Raw genomic sequence first — 13,634 nt, 5'->3', positions numbered from 1 at the left:
GGCCTCAGCCCCCCTCGGGCAGGGCGAGCGTGCGATTGGCGAGCGACTGCACCTGGGCATTGCGAAGTTCCTGCAGCGAGGGATCCACGCATCCCAGGGTTCCATTGCAGGACTCGAAGCCCACCCGCAGCGCGTCGGCCATCAGGATCTCCCCGCCGGGCCGGCCGGGCACGTAGTGCTCGCCGTCGGCGACGTAGAGCAGCAATCCGCGCCCCAGCAGCCGCTCCATCAGCAGCAGCGTGATCGCGCTGGACAAACCGACCGATTGCGAAATGCTGGCCAGCGTCGCGGGCGTTCCCTTGGCGTAGCTGGCGACCACGTGGCGCATGATGGCGACGGCGACGCCGGGATCGGCGAGCGTCGGACCCTCGTCGATCGCCATCTGCTCCCAGCCGCGCTTGCCAAAGACATCCCAGAGCACGGCCGCCTGCAGCCCGCCCAGAACCACCAGCCACATCGCGTAGAGCCAGAACATGAAGACCGGCACCAAGCCCAGCGATCCGTAGATCAGGCTCAGGCTCAGGGTCTTGCTGACGTAGAGGCCCAGGAAATGCCGCCCCAGCTCGAGGCCCAGCGCGCTCACCAGGGCGCCCGCGGCGGCGAACTTGAAGTGCGGCGGCGAGCTCGGCACGGCGGTGTAAGCCAGCAGCAGCAACAACCAGAGCACGAAGAATCCCCACAGCGATCGGACCACCCAAAGCAGCCATCCCCAGTTGGGCAGCATGTCCGCCGACGCGGTCACGTAGGAGCCGACGATCGGCAGCGCGCCCAGCAGCAGCGGTCCGGCGGTCAGCGCGAACCAGTAGGTGATGAAGCGCCGCGTCCAGCTCCGGCCATGGGCGGTGCGGCAGATCATGTTGAAGCTCTCCTCGATGGTGATCACCACCCAGATCGAGCTGAAGAGGAGCACGCTGGCGCCGACGATGCCCAGCGCCGAGAGGTCGAGCTTGGCGGCGTCGGAGACGATGCCCAGCAGCCACTCATCCATCCCCACTTCCTTGCCGTCGGAACCCGGGGCGATGATCTTCATGTTCTGCAGGCCCAGCCCCTGCAGGCCATCGGCGACCATGGGCGCGAAATTATTGCCGGCCACCGACTTGAAGATCAGCGTGGCCACGATCAGCACCGGCAGCAGCCCCAGCAGCGTGCGGTAGGCGAGGGCGCTGGCCATCTGGGTGGCGCGATCCTTGGCGATCCAGCGCACGCAAAAACGCAGGAATTTCATGAATCGAGCCAGCCGAGCGTTCAAGCTCTCGAGTGTGAGGGGGATGGGATCGCTCATGGCGAAAGTGTACGGCGAAACAAGCGTCTACTATGCGGGGCCATGCGTCGACGATCCGCCAGCGCCCATCCCTTCACCGATGACCGACGCGGCGAGCGCATCCAGAAGGTGCTGGCCCAGGCCGGCGTCGCCAGCCGCCGCGAATGCGAGGCGATGGTGGCGGAGGCGCGGGTGCGCGTCAACGGCATCATCATCGACGCGCTGCCTGCGTGGGTGGACGCCCGCACGGACAAGATCGAAGTGGACGGGCGGCCCATCCGCCGCGCCGATCCGCACGTCTACATCATGCTCTACAAGCCCAAGGGAATCGTCTGCACCAATGTGGATCCCGAGGGGCGGCGGCGCGTGATCGACCTGGTGCAGCATCCGCTGCAGACCCGACTTTTCCCGGTGGGGCGGCTGGAGATCGACGCCAGCGGGCTGGTGCTGCTGACCAACGACGGCGAATTCGCCAACCGGCTCACCCATCCGCGCTACGAGGTTTCCAAGACTTTCGAGCTGGTGGTGGCGGGCAGGCTCGACGACGCGGCGGTCTCGCGCATCGAGTCGGAGCTCTTTCCCTCCAAGCGCAGCAGGACCGATGATCCGGAGAAGCGTTCGCGCGTGACCGTGCTCAGCCGCGAGGCGGGGCGCACCACCATGCTCATGGAGATCCGCGACGGCAAGAACACCGAGATCCGCCTCACCATGCTCCGCATCGGCTATCCGCTGAAGCGCCTCCGCCAGATCGCGATCGGGCCGCTCCAGCTGCGCGGCATCACGGTGGGGGCGTGGCGGGAATTGTCCGCCGCCGAATTCGCGAGCCTGAAGAAGGCGGCCTTCAAGCCGACCGCTTCGCGCACGCGGCCCGACGAGCGCGGCGAGGCGGAGGAGTCATCGGCGCAGGCTGCGAAGCCTGCGTTGAAATTCGGTGCGAAGCCCATGTTCAAGCCCGCCGTGAAAGGCAAGCCATTCGCCAAACCGACTCCGCGACCTGCTTCAAGGGCCCCGCAAAGACCGGCGAAGCCGAGCCGCCCTCGCCCGTAGGATCAAGCCATGCCCATCTACGAGTACGCCAATGACACCGACGAGGAAGTGATCGAGCTGCTGCGGCCCATGGCCGATGCGGACAAGCCGGTCGAGGATCCCGCGGGCAGGAATCGCAAGTTCATGCGGCGCCACAGCGTGTTCGGCGTCGTGGGTGCCGGCGCATCCGCGGAAGCCCCGATGCCGTCCGGTGGCTGCTGCCCCTGCGGCAAGTCGCAGTCCATGTGCGGGCGAAATTGAAACGAACGAACGCATGATTCTGCACGGCATCGATTTTTCGGGGGCGGCCTCCGGCGGCGCCGCCAAGATCCGCGTGGTCGAGCGCGACCTGCTCAAGCGCCACGAGCCCATCCGATCCAAGGGACGCATGGACCGCAACGGCCTGGTGCGCCACATCCTTGAATCCGCGAAGGATGGCCAGCCGCATCTCTTCCGCATCGACGCGCCCTTCGGCCTCGCCCTGGAATCGCTGCGGCAGTTCGATGTCGCGCCCACCTGGAGCGCCATGGCGGAGTGGTTGCGGGACTTCAAGGATCCTCGCATCTGGCGGACGGCGATCCGCAAGATTTCGCGCGAGGAGCCCCGGCGCGAGTGCGACCGGGTCTTCCGCACGCCGATGGCGCCGATGAATCTGCGCGTCTTCAAGCAGACCTGGACCTTGATCGCGGAGGTGCTCAAGCCGCTTTCGGAAGCGGGCATCCGCATCGAGCCGGTTGTTCGCGGCGAGACCTCAAACCATGTCACCGTCTGCGAAGGCTGTCCCGCGAGCATTCTGAAGCTGCTCGGGCTTCCGGACCATGGCTGCAAGGGCGCGGGGCTTCCACCCCAAAACTTGCGCGAGCGGCTGGTGCGTGAGCTCGACCAGGAACATCTGCGTGTCACCGACCGGATCGGCCAGGAAGCCATCGCGGATACTGAGGGCGACCTGCTCGACGCCATGCTGCTGCTGACCGATCCGCTGCAATGGATTCCGCCCGCGACGGCCGCCGTCGAAGGCTGGATTTACTAGACGCCGCGCGTGGCGGGATGCCAGATCATCTTGTGCAGCTGCGTCTGCATGCGCACGGGCAGGGCATCGGCCAGGATCCACTGGGCGAGTAATTTCGGTTCGAGCCCGGCGCATCCGGCGACTTCGCTGTTGGCCGCCTGGGCCCAGGCGGCGCTCATCAAGACGCAATTCACTTTCGTTTCCAGCCGGTGCTTGGCCATGATCCCCTTGGCCCAGTCGTAGTCCCCGCGGTCGGCGATGACGAACTTGATCTCGTCGTGCGGCTGCAGGTGCTCGAGGTTGGACCAGAGATTCTTCCCGCACTCGCCGCTGGCCGGGCATTTGAGATCCATGATTCGGTGGCAGCGGCGGTCGAGCGGGGAAATGTCCAGCGCGCCGGAGGTCTCGATCAGAGTGGTCAATCCCGCGTCGCACAAGCCGCGCACCAGATCAATGCACGCCGCCTGGGCCAGCGGCTCGCCGCCGGTGACCTCGACCAGCGGACAGCGCGAGGCGATGGCTTCCTCGATCAAGGAGCTCACGGTTCGCGGCGCGCCCTCGCGGAAGGCGTAGGTAGTGTCGCACCAGGCGCAGCGCAGCGGGCAGCCGGTCAGGCGAATGAAGAAGCAGGGGAGCCCTGCGAAGGTGCTCTCCCCCTGGATCGAGAAAAAAGTTTCGTTGATTCGCAGCGCGGGCGCCTTGGAGTCGGCCACCAAAGTGTTGCGTGCATCCGTGTCGCTCATGCCGTGCTCAATCTTTCACAATTCAATGCCCAGGAGAGGACTCGAACCTCCAATGGATTGCTCCAACCAGCACCTCAAGCTGGCGCGTCTGCCAATTTCGCCACCTGGGCCATTCCCGTTTCAGCGGGACGGAGAGTTTAGCGAAAAATTGGCTTTCGATTGCACACCGAAAAGAAAGCGGGCGACACCCGTTTGGACGTCGCCCGCGTCAATTCAAGTTGATCTTTTCAGCGAATCAAGTGAATGCCAGGAGCATCAGGCCGATGTCCGCGCCGTCCACCTCGCCGTCGCCGTTGAGATCGCCGGGGCATCCCGAGCAGGGCCCGAAATCAAGCAGCAGCAGGCCCAGATCGCCGCCATCGACGATGCCGTCCCCGTCCAGGTCGCCGAAGATCGCCGGATAGCAGTTGACCTTGGTGAACGAGACGCTGTCGATGGCGACTTCGACCACATTGTCCGTGCCGTTGTCCTGGGCCACGAACTTGGCCTTCATGTCGCCTGAGGCGGAGACGAAGTCCAGCACGTTGATCGTCTTCACGCCCCAGCCCTGTCCGACGTTGATGGAGTCGGCCAGCACCCAGTTGGCGCCGCCGTCGTTGGAGACGAACACCTCAACTGGATCATCGGTCGGCGTGGCGCCGTTGTAGCTCAGGTAGAGCGCGAACTTCAGATCCAGGTGGTCCGCACCCAGGCCGCTGACGCTCGGGCTGATGAGCGAGGTCTTGCCGTTGTCGACGTCGATGCAGCTGCCGGTGCCGGTGAGGAACGCCTTGGCGCCGCTGTAGGCGATCGCGCTGGCACCGCAGCCGCTGGTCGTGGCCGCCCGCACCCACATGCCCGCGCTGGCGGTGTCGCCCGGCGCCCCGACCGTCATGGTCGTGCTCGCTCCGTCGAAGGAATCGGTGAACAGCAGCGTCGACGAGAGCACCGAAAGCGCGCTGTAGTTCGAGGTCGGCGCCGTCGCGGGCATGTCGATCGGCGTGCCGCCGGTCGACTTCGCCTCGAAGTAGTACTGCACCGTGGCGTTGCATCCGGTCGGCGGGAAGGTGGCGAGGTAGCTGGTTCCACCCAGGCTGGCCAGCGGAACAGCGGTGAAGCTTCCCGTTGTGCCTTCGCGGTAGAACATCTTCTGGCTGCCGGCGAGGACCGCGCTCATGACCGGGGCGATGTCCACGGCAATCGTGTCGCCGCCGCTCGGATTCAATGTGGAAAGAGTGCCGCCGGGCAGCGTGATCGCCAGCAGGGTCAGCCCCGGCGCCGTCAGGCCGTGGGCATTGAAGGCCGCCGCGATGGCGTTGTAGTCCGGCGTGCCGTCGCCAATGTTGCCGTTGTTGTCATTGAGCGTGAGGTAGTCGATCGTGATGTCGTTCTGGATCGTCGACGAGCCCGCGTGCAGCGGAGTGGAATTCACAACCAGCTTCTGCAGGCGGGTCCGGTAGTCGGAGGGATAGGTCGAGACGAAGGAATTGCGCAGGCTCCAGACGCAACCGGAGATCAGCTGTCCGCAGGCGTGGATCTCGCTGCCGCAGCTTGAGCAACTCGACGAGGAGTACTGGCAGGTGTTGCTGGCCGTGCGGATGCCGCTGGAGCAGGTCTGGAATCCGACGCCCAGCGAGGAGGCGTCGGTGACGCACACGCCGAGGCAGTCGCCCATGCCTTCGCCGTACTGGCTCTGTCCGCTGCCCGCGACCTGCACCATGTGGTGGCCGTATTCGTGGGCCACCACATCGCCGAACGCGGTGTTGTTGCATCCGCCGCCGGCGCTGTAGAAGTTGATGCTGACGCCGTCGTAGTAGGCGTTGCAGGTGTCGGCGATGTTGGTGTTGATCGGGAAGTTGACCTGGGCCGCGATGGTGGGATAGCTGGGAGCCGCGGCCACGATGATGTCGCGGGCGCGGTTGGCCATCTCATAGGCATTGGTCTGCGCGGTGTTGGTCGCGTTGGGGGCCGGATTGAACAGGAAGGTTCCGCTGCCGCCGTTGGGCAGTGACTGCGAGGCGACAGTGCCGAGCGAGCCGCTCTGCTCGACCACCCTGAAGTACTTGCCCGCCAGCGTCGGGGCCACCACCACGCTGCCGCTGCCGGAGTAGGTGCCGGAGAAGGCGCCATTCACGTCGGCGTAGAAGGTCGTGCTGCCGATGACCACCTTGGCGTAGGGCATGCCGCGCACCACCTCGGCGCTGCAGGCGTCAGCGCGGAAATCGGTGGTGACGAACTCGTTGACCTGGCCGCTCACGCTGCCGCTGTAGATCATGCTCTCCTGGAAAAGGATGTTGCCGTTGGCGGGATCGACCACGCACAGCAGCTTCTGGCGGTTCATGGCCTGGCCGCCGCTGGCGATGAACTCGACCGCGAGGCGAGAGGCCTGGACATCTTCATCCACGCCCGCCCAGATCACGAAGCGCGGCGTGGTCATTTCGGGGGGCGCGTCGAATTGGCCGAAGACCTGGCTGGCGGCGACGGCGAGATCGATGTGCGCGACGTCCAGATCGACGCCCGCGAGACGCTCCTCCATGTTGCCGATGTCGCGCAGCGTGGCGCCGGCGAGCACCATCGGGAAGTTGTCCTCGTTGCGGACCAGTCCCCAGACCAGGGAGCGGAAGACCGGAACGCCGCTGACCTGCTGGCGGAAGTAGGCGGCGGTGAAGAGATTGGACTCACCGTCGTCCGCGGCCATGAGCTCCAGGGTGTGGGCGCCATCCTCGAAGGGTCCGACCTTCTCGAGCTGTGTGTAGGGCACCTTCCAGAGCATCGACCACTCGCGCATGAACTTGTCCGCGCTGTCGCTGGGCGTGGCGCCGGTGGAGAAAGTCACGCCATAGACGCGTCGCAGTGAGCCCTCGATGTCCAGCAGTCCGCCGCCGGGGAATTGCCGCGCGAAGCGGTCGCGGATGGTCTCCTGATCGATGCCGGCGCCGGCGATGCCGCCGCCGAGATTGGGACCGCCCGGCTTGTTGGCCTTTATGCCTTGGTTGTTGTCGGCCAGCGCGAAGGCCGCCGAGGCGAAGAGCAGAACCGCGGAGGCGAGAAGGGCGATGCGGGAGGAGGTGTTCGTGTGCTTCATGATCAATGTGTCTTTCGTGTGGGAGTGGATCAACAATGCGTGAAGTGACGAGTCTATTTCATTCCGGGCGGGAAATGAAGCCGGGCGGACCCTTGAGGATGCCGCCCGGCTTGAATTCCAGTGAACAATATGCGTGAAAAGTCGAGCATCAAGTGAAGTTCAGCAGCAGAAGTCCGATGTCGCCGCCGTCGACCTCGCCGGAGCCGTCCAGATCGGACGGGCAGCCCGGGCAGGGGCCGAAATCAAGCAGCATGAGGCCAAGATCCGCGCCATCGACGATGCCGTCACCGTCAAGATCGCCGAACACGGCCGCCGAGCAGAGCACGCTTTTGAAGGTGACGCTGTCCACGCCGGCCTCAACCACGTTGTCGGAACCGTTGTCCTGGGCGACCCACTTGACGCGCATCTGGTTGGTCGCGGGCAGGAAGCTCAGCACGTTCACGTGCTTGAGGCTCCAGGCCGTGGCCGTGGTGTAGGAGGCGGCCAGGACCCAGTTGGAGCCGCCGTCGTTGGAGATGAAGACCTCCAGCGGATCGTCGGATGGGGTCGCACCGTTGTAGCTCAGGTAGATCGCGTACGAGAGCTCCACCGTATCGCCGGTCGAGGCATCCACGATCGGGCTCAGCAGCGTGGTCTTGCCGTTGTCGACATCGACGCAGCTTCCTTGGGCGGTGATGAAGGCCTTGGTGCCGCTGTAGGAGGTGGTCGGTCCGCCGCAGCCGTTCAGGCCCGGCCCGCGGAACCAGGTTCCCGCGGTGGCCGTGTCGCCCGCCGCGCCGATCGTGAAGGACGTCGAGGCGCCTTCAAAGTCGTCGGAGATCAGCGTGCTCGCGGAGATCGCGGCCGTGGCCGAGAAGGGGCCCGCGCCGCCGCTCGCCGGCAGCGTGATGATGGTTCCACCCGTGGTCGCGGTCGCCTGGACATAGAACTGCATCGTGGAGTTGCAGATCGCCGCCGGGAAGGTGGCCTGGTAGGTGTTGGTTCCAGTCGGGGTGAGCAGCGCAAAGCTGTACACGCCGGCGGCGCTGTCCTTGTAGAACAACTTTTCGCTTCCGGCAAGCACTGAGCCGGAAACAGGGGTCATCAGCACGTTCATCGTGGTGCCGCCCGCGGGATCGATCGTGGTCGGTGCGCCGCTTGGCAGCGTGATGGTGAAGAGGCTCAGCGCCGGGGCGGTCAGGCCGTGGGCGTTGAAGGCTGCGGCGATGGCGAAGTAATCCGGCGTGCCGTCCAGAAGGCTGCCGTTGGTGTCGTTGAGCGTGAGGTAGTCAATCGTGATGTCGTTCTGAATCGTGGACGAGCCCGCGTGCAGCGGCATCGAGTTGATCACCAGGTAGGCCAGACGCGTGCGGTAGTCAGCCGGGTAGCTTGCCGCGAACGAATTGCGGAGATTCCAGACGCAGCCGGAGATCAGCTGGCCGCAGGAGTGGATTTCGCTGCCGCAACTTGAGCAGCTCGCCGCCGAATACTGGCAGGTGTTGCTGGCGTTGCGGATGCCGCTGGCGCAGGACTGGAATCCGACGCCCAGGGCGGAGATGTCGGTGACCAGCACGCCGACGCAGTCGCCCATGCCTTCGCCGTACTGGCTCTGGCCGCTGCCGGCCACCTGCACGAGGTGATGGCCATACTCATGGGCCACCACGTCGCCGAAGCCGGAGTTGTTGCAGCCGCCGCCGGCGAGATAGAAGTTGATGTTGCCGTCATAGAAGGCGTTGCAGGTTCCCGCATTGCTGTTGGGCCGGATGATGAAGCCGGTCTGGGTGCTGACGGTCGGGTAGCTCGGCGCCGCAGCCACGCAGATGTCGCGGGCCCTGTTGGCCATCTCGTAAGTGTTGGTCTGCGCGGTCGTGGTCGCGGCGTTGGCGGCGCCCGCGTTGAAGGTGAAGGTCGCAGTTCCGCCATTGGCGACGGACTGCGAGCTGACCGTGATCAGCGAGCCGGTCGAGGGAGTGACGGTGAAATACTTGCCCGCCATGGTGGGAGCCACCGTGACATTGCCGGTGCCGGCGTAGGTGCCGGAGAAGGCGCCGTTGACGTCGGCGTAGAAGGTTGTGCCGCCGATGACCACCTTGGCGTAGGGCATGCCGCGTGTGGTTTCGGCGCTGCAGGTGTCGGCCTTGTGATCGGAGGTGACGAATTCATTGATCTGGCCCGAGACGGAGCCGTGATAGATCAGGCTTTCCTGGTAGAGGATGTCGCCGGTGGACGCGTCGACCACGAAGAGCATCTTCTCGTAGTTGTCCGGATCCATGTCGCCGCCGCCGGTGGCGGAGAACTCGACCGCGAGTCGCGCCACTTGGACGTCCTCGTCGAGGCCCGCCCAGATCACGTAGCGGGGCGAGGAGATGAGCGAGGGGGCCGCGCGGAAGGTGCTGAAGGCCTGGCCGCCGATGGCGCCGATGTTGATGTGGCCGATGTCAAGATCCTGGCCCGCGATCTGGTCCTCGATGTTGCCGATGTCGCGCAGCGTTCCGCCGGCGAGCACCATCGGGAAACTGTCCTCATTGCGGACCAATCCCCAGACCAGGGAGCGGAAGACCGGCACGCCGCCGGCCTGCTGGCGGAAATAGGCGGCGGTGAAGAGCGAAGACTCGCCGTCGTCGGAGGCGACCAGCGGAAGCGTGTGGGCGCCATCCTCGAAGGGTCCGACCTTCTCGAGCTGCGAGTAGGGAACCTTCCAGAGCATCGACCAATCGCGCATGAACTTGTCCGCGCTGTCGCTGGGGGAAACGCCGGTGGAGAAGGTCACGCCATAGACGCGCCGCAGCGAGCCCTCGATGTCCAGCAGTCCGCCGCCCGGGAATTCCCGCGCGAAGCGGTCGCGAATGGTTTCGGGATCGATCGGGTCGATCGCTGCGCCGGCGATGCCGCCGATCTTGGGACCGGGCACGTTGGCCTTGATGCCCTGGTTGCCTGCGACCGCGAAGGCCGCTGTTGCGATGAGGAGAGCGGAGGACGCGAGGAACGAAAATCGGTTCTGAATCATTGTGCTTCTGATCTTTCGTGAGTTATTGGGTCTTCAGGAACGGATGGCCATGAATACAGCGACGGCGCAGTCAAACACTGGCCTCATTAATGCCACAATGCACGCCCTATGGCAAGCAAAACTTGACATAATCTTGGATTTTGTGCCAAAAAAACTGTATTTCAAAACTTGAAAAATTTGTCCCCTGAGCTTGTCCCTATTCTCCGATGAGCCCACACGTGTCCAAAGACAACCACGAACCCGAGATTGAGAACCGAAAGGCACGCCATGATTTCATGATCGGCGAGACTTTCGAATGCGGCATGGTTCTCAAGGGCTCGGAAGTCAAGAGCATCCGGACGGGTCAGATAAGTCTTTCCGAAGGGTGGGTGATGGCCCGCGCGGCGCCGCCGCAACTGGAATTGCATGGTGTCCATGTGGCCGAGTATCCGCCCGCGGGGAAGGATCGCCAGCATCCGCCGGTGCGAACGCGACGGCTGCTGGCCCACAAAAGCGAGATCAAAAAACTTGCCTTCGCGATGCAAGCCAAGGGCTCATCGCTGGTTCCGTTGAAGGTTTATTTCAAGAACGGCGTCGCCAAGCTGCTCGTGGGCGTGGCCGTCGGGCGCAAGAAGGCGGACAAGCGTGCGGCGATCCGCGAAAAGGAAATGAAGCGCGACATCGAGCGCGACTCCGGTCGGCGGCGCTGAGTCAGGGGTTGGAAAGCACGATGATCTTGCCCTGGTCGCTCTCGCGCCGTCCCTCGATGCAATCCACGATGACCGTGGCCACCGCCTCCGGCGCCAGGGTCTGGTTTTTTGGAATCGCCTTCTCGTTGAAGAGGGAGCGCAGCATGGGAGTCTCAACGCCGCCGGGATTGACGCAGAAAGTCCGCACGCCCAGGGCGGCGCCTTCGCGGGCGACGCTGCGGGTCATCGAGTCGAGCGCGGCCTTGCTGGCGGCGTAGACGAAGAATCCCGGAAAGGGATCCTGCGACGCGAGCGAGCTGACGTTCACCACGCAGCCCGACTTCTGGGTTCGGAAGCGCGGCCAGCAGGCGGCGATCAGGTAGGCCGGTCCGAAGGTGTTGGTGGCGAAGGTGTCGCTCAGAAGTTCCTTGGTGGTCTTCTCGATCGGCGCCAGCGCCGCGACGCCGGCGGCGTTGACCAGATTGTCGACACGGCCGAAGCGCTCCAGAGTTTGGTCGACCACGCTGCGGGCCTGTGCCGGATCGGAGATGTCGGCGCGGGCGATCATGACCTCACCGGATCCGAAGGCGAGGATCTCGTCGGCCGCGTCGGCAAGCTTGCTCTCAGTGCGCCCCGCCAGCACCAGGTGGTGCTTCCGCCGGGCGAGCTGAAGCGCGCACGCGCGGCCGATGCCCGAACCCGCGCCGGTGATGAGCGTGACGATTGCGTTCCGGGGCTCCATGGAGGAATCAACTGCCGGAAAAGAGGCGGATCACGTCGTTGTAGAACGTGACGACGAAGAGGCCGCCCAGGAAGGCCAGGCCCACGAAGGTGGCCGCATTCTGGAAGCGCACGCTCGGCGGCCGGCGGAAGAATCCTTCGTAGGCCAGAAAAAGGAAGAGGCCGCCGTCCACGATCGGCAGCGGCAGGAAGTTCAGCACCGCCAAGTTGACGCTGATCATGGCTAGGAAGAAGAGCAAGTAGGTCATGCCGCGGTCCGCGACCCGGGTGCCGACGTGCACGATGCCGACCGGGCCGCGCAGCTGCTCCACGCCCACGGTGCCGCGGGCGAGGCGGTCGAGCGTGAGCCAGGTGAGCAGGGCGAGCTTCTTGGTTTCCGTGAATCCCATCGAGGCCGCGAGCAGGGGATTGCCGTTGGCGCTGCGGGTGATCATCTCCGGTTCGAAGAGTTCGCTGGGAAGCGGGCTGGTCCAGCCGAGCTTGTGGATCCGCTCGATGGCGTCGGCGCCGATCGTGACGCTGGCGTTCTTCACCGGTGAACCGGGCTCGATGTTCTGGAACGCAAGGCTCAGCGTGGCAGCTTCATGTTTGCCCAGCGCGTCGGCGGTGGCGACCCACAGCGCGTCGCGGAAGGAGGCCCAATCATCAAGGGGGATGTCGTTCAGGGAAACGATCCGCGTGCAGGGGCGAAGTTCCAGCGGCGCGACGGGCGTCGCCGCGCTCTGGCCGTTCTTGGGATCAAGCGGATTCACCAGCACCTGGTCGATGGCACGAGCCGAGACCAGCAGGTTCCACGCCGGCCCCACCAGCACGTCGAGCCGTCCCTGGCGATCCACGCGCGCGTCGATCGAGAGCGTCTCCGCGCCGCGAAGCACCTTCAGGCTCACCGAACGGCCGGCGTTCTTCTGGATCCGCGCGCGGAACTCATCCATGCGCGGCCCGCTGCGATCATCGACGGAGAGAATGATGTCGCCGGACTTGAGCAGTCCCTGGTTCGGACTCTCCGGCTGCACGGTGTTGATGCGCACCAGCGGCGAGAGGCCGATGAGGCCGAGATCGGAGTCGACGCCTTCGGCGGATGCCGGATCCGCGGGGAAAAGTCTTTCAAACTGCGGCTCGGGGGCGATCGTCGCGGTCACGGTGCGCTTCGGATCGGAGGGCAGGATCCAGGTGGTGGAGACCGGCTTGCCGCCGGATTGCTCGAAGGCCAAGTCCAGGGATTCGGCATTGGAGATCGGCGCGCCGTTGATCTGCGCAAGCACGGAGCCGGGCGTCACGCCCGCGGCGCTCAATCCGATTCGGGTCAGGATGCTCTCGACCAGCGGCGCCACTTCCTTCTGGTCGGCGAGCATGCCGCCGCGTGCCGGCGACACGCCCAGGCTCAGCAGTCCGCTCGGCCCGTCCTTGGTGGGCGCCACCTCGAAGGCGAGCGGCTTGGATTGTCCCGCCCGCGTGACCTGGAGCCGCAGCGGGTGTTCAGGTCGGCTCATCGCCGCGTCGATCTGAATGTCGGCGAAGGTGTGGGTCAGTTCCTCGTTGATGGAATCGATGCGGTCGCCCGGCAGCAGGCCGTCGGCGCCGCCGTCGAGGCTGCGGGCGCTGGCGGCGGGGCTCGCCGGGCGCACGGCGCCGATCATCGGCGCCTCGAAGCGCACGCCGATGAGGAAAGCGATGACGAAGAGCGCAACCGCCGTGATCAGGTTGCAGACCACGCCGGCGCTCACCACGATCATGCGCTTCCACACGGGCTTGCTGCCGTAACCGTCCACCGCGTGGCTGCTGGCATTGGGGTCGAGGTCTTCCTGGCCCTTCATGCGGACGAAGCCGCCGATCGGGAGCAGGCGCAGTGAATATTCAGTCTCGCCCACGCCTTCGGCATGCAACTGGGCCGTGGGAATCTTCTCCGGCTCGCTGCCGAAGCGGGTCTTGATCAGCGGTGCCGTGCTCCCGAAGCGGACGCCGAGCCCGCGCCGAAAGGCGAGCACGGTCGGTCCCATGCCCACGGCAAAGGACTCCACACGGATGCCGGCCCAGCGCGCCGCCAGGAAGTGGCCGAACTCGTGGATGGCGATCAGCAGGCCGAAGCCGACCACGATCAGGGCGATGTTGGAGGTGTTGGTGAGGAATTCCACTGGC

General features: G+C 65.3%; 10 protein-coding genes and 1 tRNA gene. 4 read left to right on the top strand and 7 right to left on the bottom strand.

From position 1 onward, the window contains the following. Window positions 1-4: 4 nt before the first annotated feature. On the bottom strand, window positions 5-1,282 hold the full coding sequence (locus K8R92_12440; protein MCE9620700.1) for a YihY family inner membrane protein: 1,278 nt from the start codon (window positions 1,280-1,282) through the stop codon (window positions 5-7). 42 nt (window positions 1,283-1,324) lie between these two features. Between K8R92_12440 and K8R92_12435 the strand changes: the two genes are divergently transcribed. From K8R92_12435 to K8R92_12425, 3 genes are read left to right on the top strand one after another with little or no spacing between them, the layout of a single operon-like run. Next, window positions 1,325-2,308: an rRNA pseudouridine synthase gene (locus K8R92_12435; GenBank protein MCE9620699.1), complete on the top strand. Its 984-nt coding sequence runs from the start codon at window positions 1,325-1,327 to the stop codon at window positions 2,306-2,308. Between the two features lie 9 nt (window positions 2,309-2,317). Continuing rightward, complete coding sequence (locus K8R92_12430; protein ID MCE9620698.1) at window positions 2,318-2,548, top strand: zinc ribbon domain-containing protein; 231 nt, start codon at window positions 2,318-2,320, stop codon at window positions 2,546-2,548. A gap of 13 nt (window positions 2,549-2,561) precedes the next feature. Next, complete coding sequence (locus tag K8R92_12425) at window positions 2,562-3,317, top strand: DUF429 domain-containing protein (protein ID MCE9620697.1); 756 nt, start codon at window positions 2,562-2,564, stop codon at window positions 3,315-3,317. Here K8R92_12425 and K8R92_12420 read toward each other — a convergent pair. The 4 genes from K8R92_12420 to K8R92_12405 form a co-directional block, all read right to left on the bottom strand. Next, the gene (locus tag K8R92_12420) at window positions 3,314-4,039 is read right to left on the bottom strand and encodes a radical SAM protein (GenBank protein MCE9620696.1); all 726 of its coding nucleotides are present in this window, start codon (window positions 4,037-4,039) and stop codon (window positions 3,314-3,316) included. The genes K8R92_12425 and K8R92_12420 overlap by 4 nt on opposite strands. 26 nt (window positions 4,040-4,065) lie before the next feature. Next, window positions 4,066-4,149, bottom strand: a tRNA-Leu gene (locus tag K8R92_12415). A 125-nt stretch (window positions 4,150-4,274) separates the two neighbouring features. Continuing rightward, window positions 4,275-7,103: a hypothetical protein gene (locus tag K8R92_12410; protein MCE9620695.1), complete on the bottom strand. Its 2,829-nt coding sequence runs from the start codon at window positions 7,101-7,103 to the stop codon at window positions 4,275-4,277. Window positions 7,104-7,251: 148 nt separating this feature from the next. After that, window positions 7,252-10,089, bottom strand: a complete 2,838-nt coding sequence (locus K8R92_12405) for a hypothetical protein (protein ID MCE9620694.1) — start codon at window positions 10,087-10,089, stop codon at window positions 7,252-7,254. Window positions 10,090-10,295: 206 nt separating this feature from the next. Here K8R92_12405 and smpB point away from each other — a divergent pair, with 206 nt between their 5' ends. Further along, window positions 10,296-10,778: an SsrA-binding protein SmpB gene (gene smpB / locus K8R92_12400; GenBank protein ID MCE9620693.1), complete on the top strand. Its 483-nt coding sequence runs from the start codon at window positions 10,296-10,298 to the stop codon at window positions 10,776-10,778. Window position 10,779: 1 nt separating this feature from the next. Here the strand turns inward: smpB and K8R92_12395 are convergent, their stop codons facing one another. Both K8R92_12395 and K8R92_12390 read right to left on the bottom strand, forming a co-directional pair. After that, window positions 10,780-11,499, bottom strand: coding sequence for an SDR family oxidoreductase (locus tag K8R92_12395; protein ID MCE9620692.1), 720 nt, complete (start codon window positions 11,497-11,499; stop codon window positions 10,780-10,782). Window positions 11,500-11,506: 7 nt separating this feature from the next. Beyond that, entirely contained in the window at window positions 11,507-13,630 is a 2,124-nt protein-coding gene (locus tag K8R92_12390) for a site-2 protease family protein (protein ID MCE9620691.1), read from the bottom strand. Window positions 13,631-13,634: the final 4 nt, after the last annotated feature.

The organism is Planctomycetota bacterium (assembly GCA_021414025.1).
In the GTDB taxonomy this organism is placed as follows: Bacteria; Planctomycetota; Phycisphaerae; order Phycisphaerales; family SM1A02; genus SYAC01.
The sequence above is the reverse complement of the archived record's forward strand: the minus strand, read 5'-3'. Positions and strand labels throughout refer to the sequence as shown.

What these genes read in the sequence shown, in the direction of transcription:
- K8R92_12440 (MCE9620700.1), bottom strand. Translation starts at nt 1,282, where the DNA reads ATGAGCGATCCCATCCCCCTCACACTCGAGAGCTTGAACGCTCGGCTG.
- K8R92_12435 (MCE9620699.1), top strand. Translation starts at nt 1,325, where the DNA reads ATGCGTCGACGATCCGCCAGCGCCCATCCCTTCACCGATGACCGACGC.
- K8R92_12430 (MCE9620698.1), top strand. Translation starts at nt 2,318, where the DNA reads ATGCCCATCTACGAGTACGCCAATGACACCGACGAGGAAGTGATCGAG.
- K8R92_12425 (MCE9620697.1), top strand. Translation starts at nt 2,562, where the DNA reads ATGATTCTGCACGGCATCGATTTTTCGGGGGCGGCCTCCGGCGGCGCC.
- K8R92_12420 (MCE9620696.1), bottom strand. Translation starts at nt 4,039, where the DNA reads ATGAGCGACACGGATGCACGCAACACTTTGGTGGCCGACTCCAAGGCG.
- K8R92_12410 (MCE9620695.1), bottom strand. Translation starts at nt 7,103, where the DNA reads ATGAAGCACACGAACACCTCCTCCCGCATCGCCCTTCTCGCCTCCGCG.
- K8R92_12405 (MCE9620694.1), bottom strand. Translation starts at nt 10,089, where the DNA reads ATGATTCAGAACCGATTTTCGTTCCTCGCGTCCTCCGCTCTCCTCATC.
- smpB (MCE9620693.1), top strand. Translation starts at nt 10,296, where the DNA reads ATGAGCCCACACGTGTCCAAAGACAACCACGAACCCGAGATTGAGAAC.
- K8R92_12395 (MCE9620692.1), bottom strand. Translation starts at nt 11,499, where the DNA reads ATGGAGCCCCGGAACGCAATCGTCACGCTCATCACCGGCGCGGGTTCG.